This is a genomic window from Ruegeria sp. BHSC223, from assembly GCF_059613025.1.
This window is the reverse complement of the sequence record NZ_JBXWRR010000001.1, coordinates 497,193-516,054: the sequence shown is the minus strand read 5'-3', so window position 1 is coordinate 516,054 and position 18,862 is coordinate 497,193. Positions and strand designations below refer to the sequence as shown.

Genomic DNA, 18,862 nt, shown 5'->3' with positions numbered 1-18,862 from the left:
TGCCGGGGGATGACGGCGTCCATTCGTCAGAAACGGGCGCTGTCCAGATAGGCGCGGGTATGCGCGGTGTCCTGAAGGCGGGTTTCGTCGGTGGGCAGCGCGGCTGCCTCGGCCTCGCTCCCCAGGGCCGCCGCGGCCACCGCCGCGGGGGCCGCCGTTCCGGCCAGTTTCAGGAAGTCCCGGCGGCTGGCGCCGTCTTCTCTGGTGGTCTTGCTCATGGAAACCTCCTGTTCCATTTGCGGGTCTGGCACCCCCCCGGCGGGGGATGCCGGCGAAAGGCGGCTCAGGCCGCCGACATCCGGAAGGCTTCGCGCTCGATCTCCATGAACACCCGGCCGGCGGAACCGACCGAGGCATAGAGGACCGACGCTTCGGCGCCTTCCAAATCCGAATAGAAATGCCCTGCCCATGGGCCGATATGGCGCGACCAGAACAGGCGCTGGTCGGCCAGCGGGGCGGGGGCCGAGAACCGGCCCACGATCATGCCCGCCATCATCTCCATCAGCGAGGCGATATTGTCCTCGGGTTCGAAGACGTTCGGGGCGCGGGTGATGGCGCGGGCGGCCATGTCCTGGCGCAGCTGGGCCAGCGGCTTTTCGTTCAGGAAGCCGGTCAGGTAATAGCTGGCATAGGGCAGCAGCTCGCCCCGTCCGAGCCCGATGAAGAGTGCGTTGAACTCGCGTTCGGCAGCGGCGGGCTTGGTCACCCGCGCCACCCGGGCCAGCGCGCCGATGGCCTGGCCCAGATCGGTCTCGTCCCCCGAGAGGCCCGCGATCTGGTCGAGCAGCAGCTGGTCGGGCGGGGCCGACAGAAGCAAGCCGAGGAAGTTGTAGAAATCCGCGCGCAGGCGGTCCTCGTCGCTGATCGGTGATGGGGCTGTCTCGGTCCGGGTCATTCCTTATCCTTCGAAGGTGAAGCGCATGCGCCGGGGCGCGGGTGGGGCGGTGTCGTCGGCATCGTCAAGGACCGGGGCAGGGGGCGCGGGCGCCTCGGGGTCCCACAAGGGGACCGCCTCGTTGCCCGCCTCGGCTGCGGGCGCAGCCTCGGTCGCGGCCATGGCCAGCGGCTCGTCTGCGGGCAGGTCGGGGGTATCGGTTTCGGGTGTGGTCTCGGCCTCGGCCTGTGCCGCCAGCGCCTCGACATGGTGCAGCATGCCCCGGCCGACCTGATAGGCGGTCTGCAACCCTTCGATCACCCGGGTCGCATCGGTGAAGTCCTCGCCGTAATCCACCAGCCCGTCCACATTGGCCAGCACCGGGTTCAGCCGCCAGAGACGGCGCAGCGCCCGGCGGCGCAGACGGTCGGGCACCAGCTCGCTCATGAAGCGGCTGACATCGTCGCCCGGTTGCAGCAGGTCGGGATCGGGCAGGTCGAGGCGCTCCAGGATCTCGGCATCGTCCTGTTGTTCCAGCGCGGCCTGCGCCTCGGCCCGGGCGCGCAGTTCGAGTGCTGCCGCCTCGGCGCGCTCCTCGGCCGCGACACCGGCGCGGCGACGGCTCCAGAAATCGCCCCTTGCGCTCATTGCACCGCCTTCCGCCTGGGCGCGCGATAGACATCGGCCTGTTGCCGGATACGCGCGTCGCCGCGTCCATCCTCGACCAGGTCCACCCGCTTGCGGTCGCGCCGCCGTTTGACAAAGGGTTCGGCATGATGGTGCTGCAAGGTGAAATCGCGCACCCAGGCCACCAGGCCCGGCGTCATCGGGATCTTTTCCACGATATCGTCCGCCGTATCGGCATAGTCCTGCCCCTCATAGGGCGAGGCGGTGACCAGCACCGCGTCGAGCGGGCGGTCATCCAGGTCGGTTTCGCGCAGGACCAGATAGATCGAGGGCACGCCATCGGCCAGATTGATCCGGTAGGCCTCGGCATCGGCGGCCCAGAGGGTCAGCGGCAGGGTGGCGGCGTGATATTCGACCGCCTCGCCCTCGCGCCGGAGCTCGGCCCAATCGGCGGGCCCCGCGCCGGGCAGCACCGCAACCGCGCGCCACGACCACCGGGCCCAGCGGGTCACCCCCGGTGTTTTGCGGACGACAACGCCCAGCGGCATCTCGATGTGAATTCCGGCGGCCTGGGCCACATGCTCCTCCCCGGAAAGCTCTCCCCTTCTTTCCGTACCGGAAACTATGGGACGGAATATCCGGTCTGCCAAGTCTTTTTCCCGGATTGGCCTGAAGAGTTGACCAGTTTCATGCGCAGAGTGAAATCCGGCCAAGGCGCAATAGGACTTTAGTATGGCTCGTGCCGCACAGGCGATGCCGGTTGGATGGCGCGATCGGGGGCTTTACCGGCGGGCCGGGCTGGGCCAAGCTCGGCCCCGGGCGAAAGGGGAGCGACATGACCGAGACGTTGATTTTGTGCGATTGCGGCGGCAGCCAGAGCCTGGACCGCGAACGGATCGCCAGCGGTTGCGGGGCTGCCTGTTCGCGCGTCTTTCGCACGCTCTGCACCGACGAGATCGGCAAGGCGGCAGAGCTGATGCAGGCGGGCGATGTGGTGATCGCCTGTGGCCAGGAACAGGCGGTGTTCACCGATCTGGCCGCTGAACTTGGGGTCGAAACGCCCGGCTTTGTCGATCTGCGCGACCGCGCGGGCTGGTCGGATCAGGGCGCTGAGGCCACGCCCAAGATGGCGGCGCTGGCCGCCGAGGCGCTGATGCCCGTTGCAGCCCCACCCGCGGTCGACGTGATCAGCGAGGGCACCTGCCTGATTGCCGGACCGGCGGATGTGGCCTGCGATCTGGCAGAGCGGCTGACCGGAACGCTGGCGGTCACGGTGCTGCTGAGTGACGAAGAACCGCCACTCAGCCGGGCCTATGACGTCGTGGCGGGACGGCTGACGCGGATCGAGGGGGCGCTGGGTGGCTTTCGCGTCCGGATCGACGGGTTCCGTCAGTTGATGCCGGGCGGGCGGGGCGGATTTGCCTTTGGCCCGGCGCGCGATGGCGCGCAGTCGGCCTGCGATATCGTGATCGACCTGACCGGAGGAATGCCCCTTGTCCCGGCCCCCGACAAGCGCGAGGGCTATCTGCGCGCCGACCCGCGCGATCCGCTGGCAGTGGCGCGGCTGGCGCTCGAGGCAGTGCAACTGACCGGCACATTCGAGAAACCGCTCTATGTGCGGCTCGATGACAGTCTCTGCGCCCATTCGCGCGCCGGACAGCGGGGGTGTTCCAATTGCCTCGATATCTGCCCGACCGGTGCGATCACCCCGGCGGGGGACCATGTGGCGATCGACCCGATGGTCTGTGCCGGCTGCGGCGCCTGCGCGGCGCTTTGCCCCTCGACCGCGATCACCTACGAGGCACCGACCGTGTCGGCGCTCTTGGCGCGGATGCAGCGGCTCGCACGGGCCTATCGCGGGGCAGGCGGGGTGGCGCCGCGCTTGCTGGTGCATGATGCCCATGGGGCCGAGATGATCCGCCTCGCGGCCCGGTTCGGGCGCGGCTTGCCCGCCGATGTGATCCCGCTGGAGCTGGGCACCGTCTCGGGCCTGGGCCATGCCGAGATGCTGGCGGCGCTGGCACATGGGTTTGCCAGCCTGTCCGTGCTGATGGGTCCACGCACCGAGCAGGACGCGCTGACCCGCGAGCGTAAACTGGCAGATGCGATTGCCGGGGCGGGCCGGCTGGAACTGCTCGATATTGCCGATCCCGATGCGCTCTCGGATCACCTTTACGCCGCGCCGGTGCCGGAACCGCTTGTGGACCCGGTCCTGCCGCTTGGCAACCGGCGCCAGATCACAAGGCTGGCGGCGCAGGCCCTCAACCCCGGCGGGCCGGTGCTGGATCTGCCGCAAGGCGCCCCCTATGGCGCGGTGGCCGTTGATACAGATGCCTGCACGCTCTGCCTCAGCTGCGTGTCGCTTTGCCCGTCGGGGGCGCTGATCGACAATCCCGACCTGCCACAGCTGAACTTTCAGGAGGACGCCTGCCTGCAATGCGGCATCTGCCGGACCATCTGTCCGGAACGGGCGATCACGCTGGTTCCCCGGCTCGACCTGTCGGATGCGGCGCTGGGGCAGCAGGTGCTGAACGAGGAAGAACCCTTTGCCTGTATCGAATGCGGGACGCTCTTCGGGGTACGCTCCACCGTCGAGAGGATCATGGAGAAGCTGGCGGGTACGCATCCGATGTTTGCTGAAAGCGCCCAGGCCCGCATCATCCAGATGTGCGACAATTGTCGGGTGGGCGCGCATTTCGAGCAGGAAAACAATCCCTTCGCATCCAAGCCCAAACCAAGAACCGTCACGACCGAGGACTATTTCACCAAACGCAAGGATCACTGATAGGCGCCCTTGTCTTCATTTCGCCCAAAATACTCCCGCCGGAGGCGCAGATTTTTCGGCGAAAAATCTGCTGGGCGCCCGGCCGCGACCGCGGCGCTTGTCGCCTGTCACTTCACGATCAGCGGCGCGCCCAGATCGGCGGCGCCGGTGGCCGCGACGAAGGCCAGGATCGCCTCCAGTTCCTCGATCGTCACCGTCACCGGTTGGATCGGCGGCGGACGTTCAGCGTCAAAGGGCGCGGTGACGCCCGGAATCTGGGTAAAGGCCGGATGCGGGCGCAACACATAGAATTGCTGAAACCGCGCGTCCCAGTCGGGCAGGCTGCGCAGCACCGCGAAAGAGGGGGTCGACCCGATCCCCTTCATCCGGTTCTCGGCGCCTGTCACGTGGCAGCGTCCGCATTTACCCTGGGCAAGCTTGGCCCCAAGCGCCGCGTCGCCCTCGAAGCCGACGGTCTCTTCCGACGCCGTTTCGTCCCGCAGCGCAACGAATGCGGGTCCGTCGGCGGGGGTAAAACTCTCGATCGTCCGCTGACCGATCTCCGATTGCATCCAGTCGCGGAACCGCTCCTGTTTTGTGTCGGCGCCGATCTGGAGCAGATAGACCGTATCGCCCTGCCGGAACACCCGGGTGCCGTCACCTTCGACAACCAGCCGCATGGGTCCTGCCGGATCCGCGACAACGCGGATTCCGGTCTTGAGCGAGAAGCGCGGCAGAATATGTTGCAGAAGACCCGACCGTGTCACGGCCTCGGGGCTGGCCAGACCAATCTCCTCCTGCGCGATGCAGGGGGTGGCGAAGGCGAGCAGGCTGAGGCACAAGAGGGCATGTCGCATGTCCCGCAGCCTAACGGCGGCGCGGGCATTGCGTCAAATGACGCGTGGGATACAGGAGAGACCGGGCCATGAGCGGCGATTACAACATGTCGATGCGCAAGTTCCTCAAGCAGGTGGGCGTTACCGGCCAGCAGGCAATCGAAGAGGGGTTGCGCAAGGCGGGCAGCCCCGAGGGCGGCAGCTTTCGCGCCCGTGTGGTGCTGACGATCGAGGGGCTGGATGTCAGTCACGAGGTCACCGGCCTGATCAAGGATGGTGACGCATGAGCCTGCGCGAGGCCGTTCTGGCCAATCTCAAGAAGATCACCGACCCGGTGTCCGGACAGGACATCGTAAGCGCCGGCATCGTGCGCGCGTTGAATGTCGAGGGCGACACCGTGCGCTTTGTCATCGAGATCGACCCCAAGCTGGCCGAGCGGATGGAGCCGGTGCGCGCCGCCGCCGAGAAGGCCGCCCAGATGGTCGAGGGTGTGGCCAAGGTCTCGGCCATGATGACGGCGCATTCCGACAAGGCGCCGCCCGATCTGAAGCCGCGCCCCAAGGCGGCGCCGCAAGGGCCGCAGCCGGTTGCCGGTGTCGACCGCATCGTGGCGGTCGCCTCGGGCAAGGGTGGCGTGGGCAAGTCCACCGTCTCGGCCAACCTCGCCTGTGCGCTGGCCGCCGAGGGGCGGCGCGTGGGCCTCTTGGACGCCGATGTCTATGGCCCCTCGCAGCCGCGCATGCTGGGCGTGTCGGGGCGGCCCGCCAGCCCGGATGGCAAGACCATCCTGCCGCTGAGGAATCATGGCGTGACCATGATGTCGATGGGGCTGATGACCAACGAGGGTCAGGCGGTGGTCTGGCGCGGTCCGATGCTGATGGGCGCGCTGCAACAGATGATGAGCCAGGTGCAATGGGGCGGGCTTGACGTTCTGATCGTCGACCTGCCGCCCGGCACCGGTGACGTGCAGCTGACGCTGAGCCAGAAATTCGCGGTCGATGGCGCCATCGTGGTCTCGACCCCGCAGGACGTGGCGCTGATCGATGCCCGCAAGGGCATCGACATGTTCCGTCAGCTCAAGACGCCGATCCTGGGCATGATCGAGAACATGTCGACCCATATCTGTTCCAATTGCGGGCATGAGGAACATGTGTTCGGCCATGGCGGCGTTGCGGCCGAGGCCGAGAAACTGGGCGTGCCGCTTTTGGGTGAGATCCCGCTGCATCTCGACATCCGGGTCGCCGCCGACGGCGGTGCGCCGATCGTTGTCAGCAAGCCCGACAGCCCGCAGGCCGAGGCGTTCCGCAGGATCGCCCGCGACCTGATCGCCAAGGGCCAGGCATGACTGCGCCCACCTTTCCGCCGCTGATGCAGGGCGTCGCCGCCCAGGGGGGCGACGACCCGTTCGAGCGGGCGCAGGCCATGGCGGCGCTTGGCTGTGATGGCGGGACGGTGGTGCACAGTGTACAGGCCGACCGGCTGCGCGCGGCGCTGGTGCTGGCGCCCGAGGTGGCGCTGGCCGAGGCGATGGCGATGCTGCCGCTATGTGCGGTGGGATTTCAGAACGCGCTGGGGGCGCTGGCCCCGCCCGAGGTGGCGGTGCATCTGGGCTGGGCGGGCGACATCCATGTCAATGGCGGTCGCTGCGGACGGCTTTGCGTGGCGGCCTCGACCCGCGACCCGCAGGCGCAGCCCGATTGGCTGGTGATCGGGCTCGATCTGGCGCTGCTGCCCACCTCGGACATGCCCGGCGCGCATCCCGACGAGACCGCGCTGTACGAGGAAGGCTGCGCCGATGTGGCGGCCACCACCCTGCTGGAAAGCTGGGCCCGCCATGTGATGACCTGGATCCACCGGTGGGAGGACGAGGGCAACGCGCCGCTGCATGCCGAATGGCTGGGCCTGGCGCGCGGCGTCGGCGAAGAGATCACGCGCGCGGACTGCACCGGAACCTTTCTGGGTGTCGACGAGCGGTTCGGGATGCTGATCCGTTCTGGCGCCGAAACCCGGCTGATCCCGCTGACCGATCTGTTGGAGGACCGCTCATGAACCTGGCCCGGGCCATTCATTTCGACGAAAGCGACCTGAGGGTCTTTCACAGCCCGGCGCGCACCGGGGAATGGTGCATCTCGGGGGGGTTCGAGTTTTCGAACTGGTCCGAGGCCGATCTGGAGGGCAAGGCGCGGCAGGCCTTTGCCAATGGCTGGTTGGGGCTGGAGACCTTCGGGCGGGTGACCTTTGTGGCGGTGACCCGGATCGAGGAGGGTGAGGTCGCGGCGCTGGCCGAGAACCTGGCGCGCCATTTCGTCAGCCATTACGGCGCCCCCTCGATCGAGGCGGCGCTAGAGGTGGCGCGGGGCGAGATCGCGCAGATGGCCGATCTGTGCGAGGATCACGATCCCAATACGCTGCTGACGGTGGCGCGGGACCTGTCCGAGGCCGGTGTGCGCGAGGCCTATCGCACCATCCAGCCTCAAGAGGCCGAGCTGGACCTGCTGGCGGTGCATGTCACGCCCGACGAATAGAGCGCAGCGCCCTTTGTTGTCAAAAGGAGCGCCTGCGGCGCACGCCTTTGGTGCCGCGCCTTGCGGCGCGGGATGCGAGGCGCTGCCTCGCGCTCCGGGATATTTGGGGCAAGAGGAAAGGGGCGGCGGGGAGTGATTTTCAGAGCAGGTCGGTGAAGCCGCCATATTGACCGCGCTTGAACATCAGACCCTTGCCGGGGCGTTGGGTGGCACGCAGCACCTGGCCGACCAGGATCAGGTGGTCGCCCGCCGGGTGGCGGGCCTGGATTTCGCAATCGAACCGGGCCAATGCGCCAACCAGTGTCGGCACCCCGTTCAGGCCCGGCTCCCAGTCGACGCCATCGAAGTTGAGACCGTCCTGCGCAAAGCGCTTTGCGATAGCGTGCTGACCTTCGGCCATCACATGGATCGCATAGTGGCGGGTATTGGCGAAAGTTCTGAAACGGGCCGAGTCATTGGCCAGGCTCCAAAGCACCAGCGCCGGTTCCAGCGAGACCGAGGCAAAGGAATTGGCGGTGATCCCGGCGGGCCCCCGCGCGGATTGCGCGGTGATCACGGTCACACCGGTCCCGTAACAGCCCAGCGCGTCGCGAAAGGCGCGGGCGCTGTCGGGGCCGGGGGTGAATGTGGTCTCGGTCATCTCAGCCTCGGGTCGGGATCGCGCCCCCACGTGCCATGGCGGGGCGGGATTGTCCATGCCGGGGATCGCATGACTTTCGGCGGTCGAGAGATCGGGTTTGCGGTTCATTCCCGCAGCTAAACACCAAAATATGCGTTTTTGATGTTTGAATTGCGCCACATGAAGGTCGGGTCGCGACCGGCTCAGTTCAGATCCTCAAGCAATCGCCCGTGTTTGCGGGTTTCGCCAATCACCGCGCCAAAGGTTTCAAGCCCGCGCGCCCGCAGCATCGGCAGCATCCGGCACAGCACGGCGGCGGTGGCCTGGGCATCGCCCAGCGCGGTGTGACGCAGCGGTGCGGGGATGGTGACGCCCAGCCGGTCGCAGAGCGCGTCGAGCGTGTGGGTCTCGCTGGCGCCGAACAGCACCGCCGAAAGCAGCACCGTGTCGAGAATCGGGTGATCCCACTCCAACCCGGAACGTTTACCGTGACGACGCAGAAACGCCATGTCGAAAGGCGCGTTATGGGCAACGATCACCGCGTCGCGGGCAAAGTGGTGGAACTGCCGCGCAGCGGTCACGATATCGGGGGCATCGGCCACCATCGCGTCGGACACGCCATGCACCTTGGTCGAGGCGGGCGGGATCGGGCGACCGGGGTTGACCAGCTGGTCGATGCGCTCTCCCGGCACGATGCGGCCCTTGACCACGCGGACTGCGCCGATCTGCACGATCTCGTCCTTGTGCGGAAGGAGCCCGGTGGTCTCGGTGTCGAAGACGGCAAAGACAAGGCTGTCGAGACCGCGCGCCTCCAGCGCCGCCTCGGCGGGCTGGCTGAGCAGGTCGAAATCATAGACCAGCGGCCGCGCCGCTTCGGGGGCGATGCGGCTGCTGGCCTCGTCAAGGATCAGCATGTAACCCGGCGCGTCCCCCAAGGGCTTCATCCGCGCCTGATAGCTTTGCGCGCCGTCGGTGCCGGTCAGGGTACAGTTTTGTTCCAGCCCGGACTTGACCAGCCTTGCATAGGCACGCTCCAGCCCGTCGCGCTGGAAATAGTCGAACAGCGAGGCGTTGAGCCGGGGATGGGCGATCTGCGCAAGCACGCCCGCCGCCTGACCGTCATAAAGCACGATTTGATGGGCAGGGTTGGCGAGCAGCATGGCCACCGGGATCTCGGTCAACAGCGCGGTCAGCCGGGCGGTCTCGGCGGCCAGATGCGCGGTCTCGGATGCGACGGCTGCGGCGGTATCCATGGCGTTGCTGCTGAGTTGGCCCGCCAGCCCGGCGGCGGCGGGCGCCAGATCGCCCAGATAGCGTGCCGCGTGCAGGTCCAGCTCGCCCGCCACACCCGCATGAGCGCGGGCGCGCATGCTGGCCGACAGGCGCTCGATCGGCTTGGCGACATTCTCGTCGAACAGCAGCCAGACCCCCGCCACCAGCGCCAGAATGCCAAAGCCGGCTGCCAGTGCCGCCAGCATAAAGGCGTCGAGCAATTCGGGGCTGCCGGCGCGGGAATAGGCCAGCCAAAGCGCGCCCAGCACCACCGCCAGCCCGCCCGCCGCCAGCAGGCAGAAAAAGAGAAAGATGCGCAGGCGCAGGCTCAATCCGGTCAGCATCTCACACCTCGCAGGCGGCCTGGATGAGCGGATCGCCCTGCGGCGGGCGGCGCCAGTCGGCGCCAGCGACACTGCCATCGGCGGCAAACTCGGCGCCATCGGCCAGGCTGGCGCGGCGCTGGCCGTCGCAGTCGATCAGCACCGGCACGCGGTTCACCGCGGCCCAGCGACCAAAGAAATAGAGATCGATCAGGCGCTGACCGGGCTGGCCCGGATGGGTCTTGAGGCTGGTGGCATCCAGCGCGGCGAAACGGTCGACAAACGGCACCAGATAAGTCCAGGGGCGGTAGAGGGCGCGGCTTTCCACCGTTTCGACGACCACCATGCCCTCGGGCAGGGCGGCACGGGTGCGCCCGTACCAGCCATATTCGCTGGCGATGGTCACGCCGATCATGCCACAGCCAGCGGCCACCGGCGCCAGCCAGCGGGGCAGGCGTCCTCGCAGAAGCCAGTTGAGCGCCATCACCGCCCCGGCCATGGCCAGACCCGCCACCAGCGTTCCGATCAGTTCCAGAAACATCGCCTTTCTCCTCCAGCCTTCCAGGCCGCCAACCGTTCGGCAGGGGCAAGATTTTTCGTCGAAAAATCTCTGCCCCGCGCGCCGGTCAGCTCAGCATGCCTTTGCCATGGCCCACGGCCGATTGCATCGTCTTTACCACCACAAACGCGTCGCGCAGATGACTTCGCTCAAAGTCCGACAAAGACGTAGGCGCCAGGTAGTTGTCCGGCGCCTCGCCGCGTCGCACCAGCGCGGCCTGATGCTCCAGCCGGGTTTCGGCGATCAGGTCATAGGCATCCTTGAGGTCGCGGGCGCCGGACGGGCTGAGCACGCCCGCCGCCTCGGCGGCCTCCAGCCGGGCGCGGGTGCCGACCTCGGTCAACTCGCCTTGCAGTGCATAGATGCGGCCCAGATCGACCACCGGCACCACGCCGTTGTGTTTCAGATCGAGCGTATTGCGGTGCTCGCCCGAACGGATGGTGGCGAAACCGCGCAACAGGCCGAGCGGCGGCGTGTGTTTCAGCGAGTTCGAGATCATATGGGCGACAAAGATCGAATTGGCCCGCGCTGCCCGCAGGGTTTCGGCCTGAAGATCGGTGAACAGCGCCTGATGCCCGCCGATCGGGCGCAGGTCGAACATCACACTGGCCAGCATCTGCGCCTCGGGGTTCGGCTTGGCGATCCAGCCGCGGAAATAGTCGCGCCAGACCCGCACCGGCTGGCACCAGCGCGGGTTGGTGGCCATCATGTCGCCGGGGCAATAGACGTAACCACAGGTATTGAGCCCGTCGCAGACGAACTGCGCCAGGTCCCGGAAATAGGGCATCTGGGCCTCGGTCACCGCATCGTCCAGCAACAGGCAATTGTCCTGATCCGAGACGCCGGTCTGTTCCTGCCGACCCTGGCTGCCGCAGGCAAGCCAGAGATAGGGCACCGGCGGCGGTCCCAGCTTCTCCTCGGCCAGTGCCAGCAGGCGGCGGGTTGCGGTGTCGGCGATATCGGTGATCAGGCGGGTGACCACCTCGTGTCGGTTGCCGCCGGCCACCAGTTGCACCAGCAGGCGCGGGATCTCGGCGGTGACCTCGGCCATCTCACCGGCGCTTGTGGCACGGGCGAGGCGGCTGACCAGCTCCGCGGAACTGACTGCCTGGAACCGGGTCAGGTCGGTCTGGGTGACCATGCCCACCAGCCGTCCGGCCTCGACAATCGGGATATGGCCGATATGGCGCTCCATCATCGCGTGCAGCACGTCCGAGCCGATGGCCGAGGGGGCGAGCGTCAGCGGGGCAGGGGTCATCACCTGGGCCACGGGCGTGTCGGGGCTGCGCGCCTCGGCCACCACCTTGCCCGAGAGATCGCGCTGGGTGAGGATGCCGACCAGCGCGTCACCTTCGCAGACGCAGAGCGAGGAGATGCCGCGCGCGCGCATCTCCTGCGCCGCCGCCTGCACCGTGGCGCCGGGCGCGCAGGTGGCCGGATCGCGGGCCATCAGGGTTTCGACCCGGCTGGTGGCAAGGCTCTGCACCTGCGGGCGCGGCGCGCGGGCGCGGTTGAAGAACTTCGCCACCACCGGATGGGCGGCCATCAGGTCCGAGAACAGTTCCGGCGGCAGCACCAGCAGCACCGAATGGGCATCGGCCCGGGCCGAGGTGACGGCGCGTCCGTCGCGCAACAGGCCACGTTCGCCAAAGGAATTGCGCAGGCCAAGGTGTGAGACCACCGCGCCGTTCTCGTCACGGATCTCGATCTGGCCCTCGTAGACGATGAACAGGCCCGGCAGTTTCTCGCCCAGATCGTAGACCGCGAAATCGCGTTCGACCTCCCAGGCGTCCAGCCGGGTGGCGATCCGCTCCAGTTCTTCCAGCGGCAGCGCATCATAGGGGTGCACCGATTTCAGGAAACGGGTGATCTGGTCAGGGGTAAGGGGCATGGCTCAACACCGGGTCTTGAATGAAAAAGTCCCGCCGGGACAGGGCCAGGCGGGACATGGTCAGTAAAGGCGGTCCACAATCGGGAGGGAGTGTGGACCGCCTTGCATCTCAGTGATCCTGAGCTGCGCCTGCGCCTCGGGGGATGCGCACGCTTTCGACCAGGTCCTTGATTTCCTGCGGAGTTTCCTTGGTCATGCCGGCGACCAGATAGGCGACGCCGAAGTTGACCGCCGCACCGATGGCGCCGAACGAGGTCGACTTGACCGTGCCCAGAAGCGGGTCGGCATCGGTGAAGGAGTTGGTGCCGGGGATGAAGAACCAGCCCTTGTGCAGGAAGATGTAGACGAGGGTCACGATCAGACCGGCCAGCATGCCGGCCACCGCGCCGCTGTTGTTGATCTTCTTCGAGAAGATCCCCATCATCAGCGCCGGGAAGATCGAGGCCGCTGCGAGACCAAAGGCCAGCGCCACGGTCTGTGCGGCAAAGCCCGGCGGGTTCAGACCCAGATAGGTCGCCACCCCGATGGCCACGGCCATCGCGATCCGCGCCGACAACAGCTCTCCCTTTTCCGAGATGCCCGGATTGATCGAGCCCTTGATCAGGTCATGGCTGACCGCCGAGGAGATCGCCAGCAGCAGACCGGCGGCGGTGGACAGCGCGGCGGCCAGACCACCGGCGGCGACCAGACCGATCACCCAACCGGGCAGGTTGGCAATCTCGGGGTTGGCCAGAACCAGGATGTCGCGGTTGAAGTTGGTCAGCTCGTTGCCGGCCCAGCCCTTTTCCGCGGCCTTGGCCTGCATGGCCTCGGAGGCGTCGTTATAGTACTGGATCTTGCCGTCGCCGTTCTTGTCTTCCCAGCCCAGCAGGCCGGTTTTCTGCCAGTTGGCCATCCAGTCATAGCGCGGGTCGGTTTCGATCTGCTCGATCGAGACCGCCTCGCCATTGGTGCCATTGGGCCAGAACATGTCGGTGATGTTCAGGCGGGCCATGGCGCCCACGGCGGGGGCGGTCAGGTACAGCAGCGCGATGAACACCAGAGCCCAGCCCGCCGACCAGCGTGCGTCCGACACCTTGGGAACGGTGAAGAAGCGCATGATGACGTGGGGCAGACCGGCGGTGCCGATCATCAGCGACAGGGTGAACAGCACCATGTTGAACGTGTCGCCGTTATGGGTGGTGTATTCGGCGAAACCCAGCTCTTTCAGGATCGCGTCCAGCTTGGCCAGCAGCGGCTCGCCGCTTGCGGCATGCTCGCCAAACAGGCCCAGGCCCGGGATCGGGTTGCCGGTCAGTTGCAGCGAGATGAACACGGCCGGGATGGTATAGGCCATGATCAGCACGACATATTGGGCAACCTGGGTATAGGTCACGCCCTTCATGCCGCCGAACACCGCATAGGCGAACACCACGCAGGCGCCGATCAGCAGGCCGGCGGTGTTGGACACTTCGAGGAAGCGGCCGAAGGCCACGCCCACACCGGTCATCTGGCCGATCACATAGGTCACCGAGGCGACGATCAGGCAGATCACGGCCACAAGGCGCGCGGTCGAGCTGTAGAAACGGTCGCCGATGAACTCGGACACGGTGAACTTGCCGAACTTGCGCAGATAGGGCGCCAGAAGCAGGGCGAGCAGCACGTAACCGCCGGTCCAGCCCATCAGGAAGGTCGAGTTGTCATAGCCCACAAAGGCGATGAGACCGGCCATCGAGATGAACGAGGCCGCCGACATCCAGTCGGCCGCGGTGGCCATGCCGTTCATGACCGGGTGCACGCCGCGTCCGGCGGCGTAGAATTCCGACGTGGACCCCGCGCGGGCCCAGATCGCGATGCCGATATAGAGCGCGAACGAGGCGCCCACGAACAGCAGGTTGATGGTAAACTGATCCATGGCTGATTACTCCTCGTCCACGCCGAATTCGGCGTCGAGCTTGTTCATGCGCCAGGCGTAGAAAAAGATCAGCGCCAGGAACACCAGGATCGAGCCTTGCTGGGCAAACCAGAAGCCCAGATCGGTACCGCCCACGGCGATGCCGCTGAGCATGGGGCGCAGCACGATGCCGAACCCGAAAGACACCAGCGCCCAGATGACGAGGCTGATGAGAATGATCCGCACATTGGCCTGCCAATAGCCCTTTTGGGCATCGCTGGCCTGTGCGGAGGTTGTGCTGTGGTCCGCCATGTCGCGGGTCCTCCTTGCTTCCTCCTGAGGCGCCCGGCTGCGGTCCGGGCGGTCTCACTCCTGAAACCCGCCGGTGGGCGGCGGGCATGACTCCTCCGGTCCGCCAGGGCGGTCCTTCGGAAATGTCTTGCGGGGGGAGGGGGCGGCGCGGGCCGCGCCCCGGTCTTTCCCGCCTAGGCCATCGCCCCCTTGACGATGGTGGCGAGGCCCTGGGCGATCTCTTCGATCCCGTCCATGGCGTCGATCCGTTGCAGCACGCCGTGCCCGTCGTAATAGGCGATCAGCGGCGCGGTCTGTGCGTGATAGGCCTCGAGCCGGCTGGCCACGGTCGCGGCATTGTCATCGGCGCGGCGCTTCATTTCGGTGCCGCCGCAGTTGTCGCATTTGCCCGCCTCGGCCGGCTGCTTGAACGTGTCGTGATACCCCTCGCCGCAGCCGCCACAGGTGTAGCGGCCCGAGATGCGGGTGACCATCTCGGCATCCTCGACCTCGAGGCTGATGGCGGCGTTGATACGCTGTCCGCTCTCGGACAGCAGCGTGTCCAGCGCCTCGGCCTGCACGGTGGTGCGGGGAAAGCCGTCGAGGATCACGCCCTTGGCGCAATCGGGCTCGGCCAGCCGGTCGCGCAGGATGGCAATGACGATCTCGTCGTTGACCAGGTCGCCCGCCTCCATCACCGCCTTGGCCTGTTTGCCGGCGGGGGTGCCGGCGGCCACGGCGGCGCGCAGCAGGTCGCCGGTCGACAGTTGCACCAGCCCGAACTTGTCTTCCAGCATGCGAGCCTGGGTGCCCTTCCCGGCGCCCGGAGGGCCGAGAAGGATCAGAACGGCGGGGGTGGTCAGAGTGGCAGCGTCCATGGTCATCCCCTTATTTGCCGGCGCGATTGGCGATCAGGTCGTCGACCACCGAAGGATCGGCCAGCGTCGAGGTATCGCCCAGCGAGCCAAAGTCGTTCTCGGCGATCTTGCGCAGGATGCGGCGCATGATCTTGCCCGAGCGGGTCTTCGGCAGGCCCGGCGCCCACTGGATCACGTCCGGGCTGGCAATCGGGCCGATCTCGGTGCGCACCCAGGTGCGCAGCTCCTTCATCAGCTCGTCCGACGGCTCGCGGTCGTTCATCAGGGTGACATAGCAATAGATGCCCTGGCCCTTGATCTCGTGCGGATAGCCCACCACGGCGGCCTCGGCCACGGCGGCATGCGCCACCAGTGCGCTTTCGACCTCGGCGGTGCCCATGCGGTGGCCCGAGACGTTGATCACGTCATCGACGCGGCCGGTGATCCAATAGTCGCCGTCGGCATCGCGGCGGCAGCCGTCGCCGGTGAAGTAGTAGCCCTTGTAATCGGCGAAATAGGTCTTTTGGAACCGCTCGTGATCGCCCCAGACGGTGCGCATCTGGCCCGGCCAGCTGTCCTTGATGCAGAGCACGCCCTCGACCCCGTTGCCGCTGATCTCGACGCCCGATTGCGGGTCGAGCACCACCGGCTGCACGCCAAAGAAGGGCTTCATCGCGGCCCCCGGCTTGGTCGCATGGGCGCCCGGCAGCGGCGTCATCAGGTGGCCGCCGGTTTCGGTCTGCCACCAGGTGTCGACGATCGGGCATTTGCCCTTGCCCACCACGTCATTGTACCAGTTCCAGGCCTCGGGGTTGATCGGCTCGCCCACGGTGCCCAACAGGCGCAGGTCGCTCAGGTCGTGCTTTTCGACAAAGCTGGTGCCCTGACCCATCAGCGCGCGGATGGCGGTGGGGGCGGTGTAGAACTGGTTGACCTTGTGCTTGGCGCAGACCTCCCAGAAGCGGCCCGCGTCGGGATAGGTCGGCACGCCCTCGAACATCAGCGTGGTGGCGCCATTGGCCAGCGGGCCATAGACGATATAGCTGTGGCCGGTGACCCAGCCCACATCGGCGGTGCACCAGTAGATGTCGCCGTCATGGTAGTCGAAGGTGATCTCATGCGTCATCGCCGCATAGACCAGGTAGCCGCCGGTGGTATGCACCACGCCCTTGGGCTGACCGGTCGAGCCGGAGGTGTAGAGGATGAAGAGCGGATCCTCGGCACCCATCTCGGCAGGCGCGCAGTAATCCGACGCCTCAAGCGCCATCTCGTTATAGTCAAAGTCGCGGTCGGCGATCCAGGTGGTCTGGCCACCGGTGCGCTTGACCACCAGGCATTTCACGCTGTCCTTGCAATGCAGCAGGGCCGCGTCGGCATTGGATTTCAGCGGCGTCTTGCGGCCACCGCGCGGCGCCTCGTCGGCGGTGATCACCACCTTGGCGTCGCAGCCGTTGATGCGGGCCGCCAGCGCGTCGGGCGAGAAACCGGCAAAGACGATGGAATGAATGGCGCCGATGCGGGCGCAGGCCAGCATGGCATAGGCGGCCTCGGGGATCATCGGCAGATAGATCACCACGCGGTCGCCCTTGCGAACACCCAGGCTCTCGAGGATGTTGGCCATCCGGCAGACCGAGCCGTGCAGCTCTTTATAGGTGATGTGCTTGGCGGGTTCCGTGGGCGAGTCCGGCTCCCAGATGATCGCGGTCTGGTCGCCACGGGTCGCCAGGTGGCGGTCAATACAGTTGGCCGCGACGTTCAGCGTGCCGTCGGCATACCAGTTGATCGAAACCTCGCCGAAATTGTAGTTGACGTCCTTGACCTGGGTAAAGGGCTTGATCCAGTCGACCCGCTTGCCCTGCTCGGCCCAGAACCCTTCGGGATCGGCCATCGAGGCGGCATACATCCGGTCATAGGTTTCCGCGTTCACATGCGCGCGCGCCACGGTGTCGGCGGACGGTGCATAGAGCTTGGTCTCGGTCTGAGCTGCTGGTGACATGGATGAGGCTCCTCCCTCTCACTGATTTCATTGCGACCGTTTTCACCCATCCCCATGGGTGTTGTCGATCTGCGTTCCAACCCTGCGCAAATCATAGCGAAAACTGAAAAGAAGAAAATAAATACCTGTAAAACAATGGATTGACTGTAAATTAGTTGATGATTTCAGGGGTGATTTGTAAATTTCGTGAACTCGAACTGGGAAATACCGATGAAAATCAATCTCTATTCCTGTCAAGGATTTTTCCCCGACCGGCTGGCGGTCGTGGCCTATCCGGGTTTCCCGGAAGGCGCGAAAGCCGCATTTCGGGTGTGACATAATGTTTCGGTGCCGGGCCTGCACCGGCAATCATGCTGCGCAGCGGCATGGCCGACTCGCCGGGTTGCGGGCTTGGCATGCTGCCATGTTGGCGCTAGCTTGACCGCAAGCGGTCCGGACGGAAGGACCGCAGCATAGGGAGAGACTTCATGAACAAGATGTTGAGCGGCGCGGTTGCGGCCGCCCTGACCGTGTCTTTTGCCGTCGAGGCAGGTGCTACCGAATGGAATGTGTCGGTCTGGGGCAAGCGCCGCGCCTTTACCGAGCATGTCGAGAAGCTGGCAGAACTGGTCAGCGAGAAGACGGGTGGGTCGTTCACCCTGAATGTCAGCTATGGCGGCCTGTCCAAGCCCCGCGAGAACCTGGACGGGATCTCGATCGGTGCGTTCGAGATGGCGCAGTTCTGTGCCGGCTATCACGCCGACAAGAACCGGGCGATCACGGTGCTGGAACTGCCGTTCCTGGGCGTGAATACGTTGGCCGAAGAGGTTGCCGTGTCGAACGCGGTCTATGCCCATCCGGCGGCGCAAAAGGAAATGGCGCAGTGGAATGCCAAGCTGCTGATGACCTCACCGATGCCGCAATACAACCTGGTGGGCACCGGTTCGCCGCGTGACGAGCTGGCCGAGTTCGAGGGCATGCGGGTGCGCGCGACCGGCGGTCTGGGCGCGGCATTCGCGGCGGTTGGCGGGGTGCCGACCTCGGTGCCTGCGACCGAGGCCTATAACGCGATGGAGTCGGGCGTTGTGGATACCGTGGCCTTTGCCCAGCACGCGCATCTGAGCTTTGGCACCATCAACAAGGCCGACTGGTGGACCGCCAACCTGAACCCGGGCACCGTGAACTGCCCCGTGGTGGTAAATATCGACGCCTACGAGGCGCTGAGCGATGACGAGCGCGCGGCGCTCGACAGCTCGATCGACGAGGCCATCGACCACTATTTGACCAACTACGGCACTCTGCTGAAGAAATGGGATGACGTGCTGGCCGAAAAGGGCGTTGAAAAGGTGATGATCTCGGACGAGGTGCTGGAAGAGTTCCGCGCCAAGGTTGCCGGACCGATCAGCGCCAAATGGGTCGAGGACATGACCGCGCAGGGCCTGCCGGGGCAGGAACTGCTGGATCTGGTCCATGCGACGCTGAAATCGGCACGCGGCAGCTGAGGCCGCAACGGGGGCCGGGCGCATATGTGCCCGGTCCGCTCTTTTCAGAATACCGGACGTAAGGGGGCTTTGCC

The 18,862-nt window shown here is 66.3% G+C and carries 19 protein-coding genes; 6 read left to right on the top strand and 13 right to left on the bottom strand.

Translation table 11 applies throughout. The features are described from left to right. Positions 1-26: 26 nt before the first annotated feature. The 4 genes from AC2FNY_RS02515 to AC2FNY_RS02500 all read right to left on the bottom strand — a co-directional run bounded on the left by AC2FNY_RS02515 (position 27) and on the right by AC2FNY_RS02500 (position 2,079). On the bottom strand, positions 27-218 hold the full coding sequence (locus AC2FNY_RS02515) for a twin-arginine translocation signal domain-containing protein (protein ID WP_234220071.1): 192 nt from the start codon (positions 216-218) through the stop codon (positions 27-29). A gap of 65 nt (positions 219-283) precedes the next feature. Continuing rightward, entirely contained in the window at positions 284-895 is a 612-nt protein-coding gene (locus AC2FNY_RS02510; RefSeq protein ID WP_234220072.1) for a TorD/DmsD family molecular chaperone, read from the bottom strand. Positions 896-898: 3 nt separating this feature from the next. Next, positions 899-1,522, bottom strand: coding sequence for a DUF3306 domain-containing protein (locus AC2FNY_RS02505; protein WP_496801530.1), 624 nt, complete (start codon positions 1,520-1,522; stop codon positions 899-901). Beyond that, a complete protein-coding gene (locus AC2FNY_RS02500) occupies positions 1,519-2,079 on the bottom strand; it encodes a DUF3305 domain-containing protein (RefSeq protein ID WP_496801529.1) in 561 nt (186 codons plus the stop codon). Before AC2FNY_RS02500 ends, AC2FNY_RS02505 begins: the two co-directional genes overlap by 4 nt. A gap of 257 nt (positions 2,080-2,336) precedes the next feature. Between AC2FNY_RS02500 and AC2FNY_RS02495 the strand changes: the two genes are divergently transcribed. Continuing rightward, positions 2,337-4,286, top strand: coding sequence for a 4Fe-4S binding protein (locus AC2FNY_RS02495; RefSeq protein WP_496801528.1), 1,950 nt, complete (start codon positions 2,337-2,339; stop codon positions 4,284-4,286). Between the two features lie 107 nt (positions 4,287-4,393). On the opposite strand, the gene AC2FNY_RS02490 is transcribed toward AC2FNY_RS02495, so the two are convergent. Next, the gene (locus AC2FNY_RS02490; RefSeq protein ID WP_496801527.1) at positions 4,394-5,122 is read right to left on the bottom strand and encodes a hypothetical protein; all 729 of its coding nucleotides are present in this window, start codon (positions 5,120-5,122) and stop codon (positions 4,394-4,396) included. A gap of 68 nt (positions 5,123-5,190) precedes the next feature. Between AC2FNY_RS02490 and AC2FNY_RS02485 the strand changes: the two genes are divergently transcribed. From AC2FNY_RS02485 to AC2FNY_RS02470, 4 genes are read left to right on the top strand one after another with little or no spacing between them, the layout of a single operon-like run. Further along, complete coding sequence (locus AC2FNY_RS02485) at positions 5,191-5,388, top strand: DUF6494 family protein (RefSeq protein ID WP_234136550.1); 198 nt, start codon at positions 5,191-5,193, stop codon at positions 5,386-5,388. Then, positions 5,385-6,446 carry an Mrp/NBP35 family ATP-binding protein gene (locus tag AC2FNY_RS02480; RefSeq protein ID WP_496801526.1) on the top strand — a complete coding sequence of 354 codons (1,062 nt, stop codon included), beginning with the start codon at positions 5,385-5,387 and terminating at the stop codon, positions 6,444-6,446. The genes AC2FNY_RS02485 and AC2FNY_RS02480 overlap by 4 nt, the downstream gene beginning before the upstream one ends. After that, positions 6,443-7,150 (top strand): biotin/lipoate--protein ligase family protein, encoded by a 708-nt coding sequence (locus AC2FNY_RS02475; protein WP_496801525.1) that lies wholly within the window; start codon positions 6,443-6,445, stop codon positions 7,148-7,150. Before AC2FNY_RS02480 ends, AC2FNY_RS02475 begins: the two co-directional genes overlap by 4 nt. Next, positions 7,147-7,626, top strand: coding sequence for a DUF6505 family protein (locus AC2FNY_RS02470; protein ID WP_234162465.1), 480 nt, complete (start codon positions 7,147-7,149; stop codon positions 7,624-7,626). The genes AC2FNY_RS02475 and AC2FNY_RS02470 overlap by 4 nt, the downstream gene beginning before the upstream one ends. Positions 7,627-7,765: 139 nt before the next feature. Here AC2FNY_RS02470 and AC2FNY_RS02465 read toward each other — a convergent pair whose 3' ends face one another. The 8 genes from AC2FNY_RS02465 to acs form a co-directional block, all read right to left on the bottom strand. Beyond that, positions 7,766-8,266 (bottom strand): flavin reductase family protein, encoded by a 501-nt coding sequence (locus AC2FNY_RS02465; RefSeq protein ID WP_234137016.1) that lies wholly within the window; start codon positions 8,264-8,266, stop codon positions 7,766-7,768. Between the two features lie 182 nt (positions 8,267-8,448). Then, on the bottom strand, positions 8,449-9,861 hold the full coding sequence (locus tag AC2FNY_RS02460; protein WP_496801524.1) for a 3'-5' exonuclease: 1,413 nt from the start codon (positions 9,859-9,861) through the stop codon (positions 8,449-8,451). Position 9,862: 1 nt separating this feature from the next. Further along, the gene (locus AC2FNY_RS02455; RefSeq protein WP_496801523.1) at positions 9,863-10,381 is read right to left on the bottom strand and encodes a hypothetical protein; all 519 of its coding nucleotides are present in this window, start codon (positions 10,379-10,381) and stop codon (positions 9,863-9,865) included. A gap of 85 nt (positions 10,382-10,466) precedes the next feature. Then, on the bottom strand, positions 10,467-12,290 hold the full coding sequence (locus AC2FNY_RS02450; RefSeq protein WP_496801522.1) for a DUF294 nucleotidyltransferase-like domain-containing protein: 1,824 nt from the start codon (positions 12,288-12,290) through the stop codon (positions 10,467-10,469). 109 nt (positions 12,291-12,399) lie between these two features. Continuing rightward, positions 12,400-14,184, bottom strand: coding sequence for a sodium:solute symporter family protein (locus AC2FNY_RS02445; RefSeq protein ID WP_496801521.1), 1,785 nt, complete (start codon positions 14,182-14,184; stop codon positions 12,400-12,402). 6 nt (positions 14,185-14,190) lie between these two features. Continuing rightward, a complete protein-coding gene (locus AC2FNY_RS02440; RefSeq protein WP_234169996.1) occupies positions 14,191-14,475 on the bottom strand; it encodes a DUF4212 domain-containing protein in 285 nt (94 codons plus the stop codon). Between the two features lie 173 nt (positions 14,476-14,648). After that, a complete protein-coding gene (locus AC2FNY_RS02435) occupies positions 14,649-15,332 on the bottom strand; it encodes an adenylate kinase (protein WP_496801520.1) in 684 nt (227 codons plus the stop codon). Positions 15,333-15,342: 10 nt separating this feature from the next. Continuing rightward, the gene (gene acs / locus AC2FNY_RS02430; RefSeq protein ID WP_234136560.1) at positions 15,343-17,307 is read right to left on the bottom strand and encodes an acetate--CoA ligase; all 1,965 of its coding nucleotides are present in this window, start codon (positions 17,305-17,307) and stop codon (positions 15,343-15,345) included. Between the two features lie 467 nt (positions 17,308-17,774). Between acs and dctP the strand changes: the two genes are divergently transcribed. Beyond that, positions 17,775-18,788 carry a TRAP transporter substrate-binding protein DctP gene (gene dctP / locus AC2FNY_RS02425; protein WP_234136561.1) on the top strand — a complete coding sequence of 338 codons (1,014 nt, stop codon included), beginning with the start codon at positions 17,775-17,777 and terminating at the stop codon, positions 18,786-18,788. Positions 18,789-18,862 lie beyond the last annotated feature (74 nt).

Coding starts and splice junctions, on each gene's coding strand:
- AC2FNY_RS02495 (WP_496801528.1), top strand. CDS start 2,337: ATGACCGAGACGTTGATTTTGTGCGATTGCGGCGGCAGCCAGAGCCTG.
- AC2FNY_RS02455 (WP_496801523.1), bottom strand. CDS start 10,381: ATGTTTCTGGAACTGATCGGAACGCTGGTGGCGGGTCTGGCCATGGCC.
- dctP (WP_234136561.1), top strand. CDS start 17,775: ATGAACAAGATGTTGAGCGGCGCGGTTGCGGCCGCCCTGACCGTGTCT.
- AC2FNY_RS02485 (WP_234136550.1), top strand. CDS start 5,191: ATGAGCGGCGATTACAACATGTCGATGCGCAAGTTCCTCAAGCAGGTG.
- AC2FNY_RS02435 (WP_496801520.1), bottom strand. CDS start 15,332: ATGGACGCTGCCACTCTGACCACCCCCGCCGTTCTGATCCTTCTCGGC.
- AC2FNY_RS02450 (WP_496801522.1), bottom strand. CDS start 12,290: ATGCCCCTTACCCCTGACCAGATCACCCGTTTCCTGAAATCGGTGCAC.
- AC2FNY_RS02445 (WP_496801521.1), bottom strand. CDS start 14,184: ATGGATCAGTTTACCATCAACCTGCTGTTCGTGGGCGCCTCGTTCGCG.
- AC2FNY_RS02505 (WP_496801530.1), bottom strand. CDS start 1,522: ATGAGCGCAAGGGGCGATTTCTGGAGCCGTCGCCGCGCCGGTGTCGCG.
- AC2FNY_RS02490 (WP_496801527.1), bottom strand. CDS start 5,122: ATGCGACATGCCCTCTTGTGCCTCAGCCTGCTCGCCTTCGCCACCCCC.
- AC2FNY_RS02475 (WP_496801525.1), top strand. CDS start 6,443: ATGACTGCGCCCACCTTTCCGCCGCTGATGCAGGGCGTCGCCGCCCAG.
- AC2FNY_RS02480 (WP_496801526.1), top strand. CDS start 5,385: ATGAGCCTGCGCGAGGCCGTTCTGGCCAATCTCAAGAAGATCACCGAC.
- AC2FNY_RS02510 (WP_234220072.1), bottom strand. CDS start 895: ATGACCCGGACCGAGACAGCCCCATCACCGATCAGCGACGAGGACCGC.
- AC2FNY_RS02515 (WP_234220071.1), bottom strand. CDS start 218: ATGAGCAAGACCACCAGAGAAGACGGCGCCAGCCGCCGGGACTTCCTG.
- AC2FNY_RS02470 (WP_234162465.1), top strand. CDS start 7,147: ATGAACCTGGCCCGGGCCATTCATTTCGACGAAAGCGACCTGAGGGTC.
- AC2FNY_RS02465 (WP_234137016.1), bottom strand. CDS start 8,266: ATGACCGAGACCACATTCACCCCCGGCCCCGACAGCGCCCGCGCCTTT.
- acs (WP_234136560.1), bottom strand. CDS start 17,307: ATGTCACCAGCAGCTCAGACCGAGACCAAGCTCTATGCACCGTCCGCC.
- AC2FNY_RS02460 (WP_496801524.1), bottom strand. CDS start 9,861: ATGCTGACCGGATTGAGCCTGCGCCTGCGCATCTTTCTCTTTTTCTGC.
- AC2FNY_RS02440 (WP_234169996.1), bottom strand. CDS start 14,475: ATGGCGGACCACAGCACAACCTCCGCACAGGCCAGCGATGCCCAAAAG.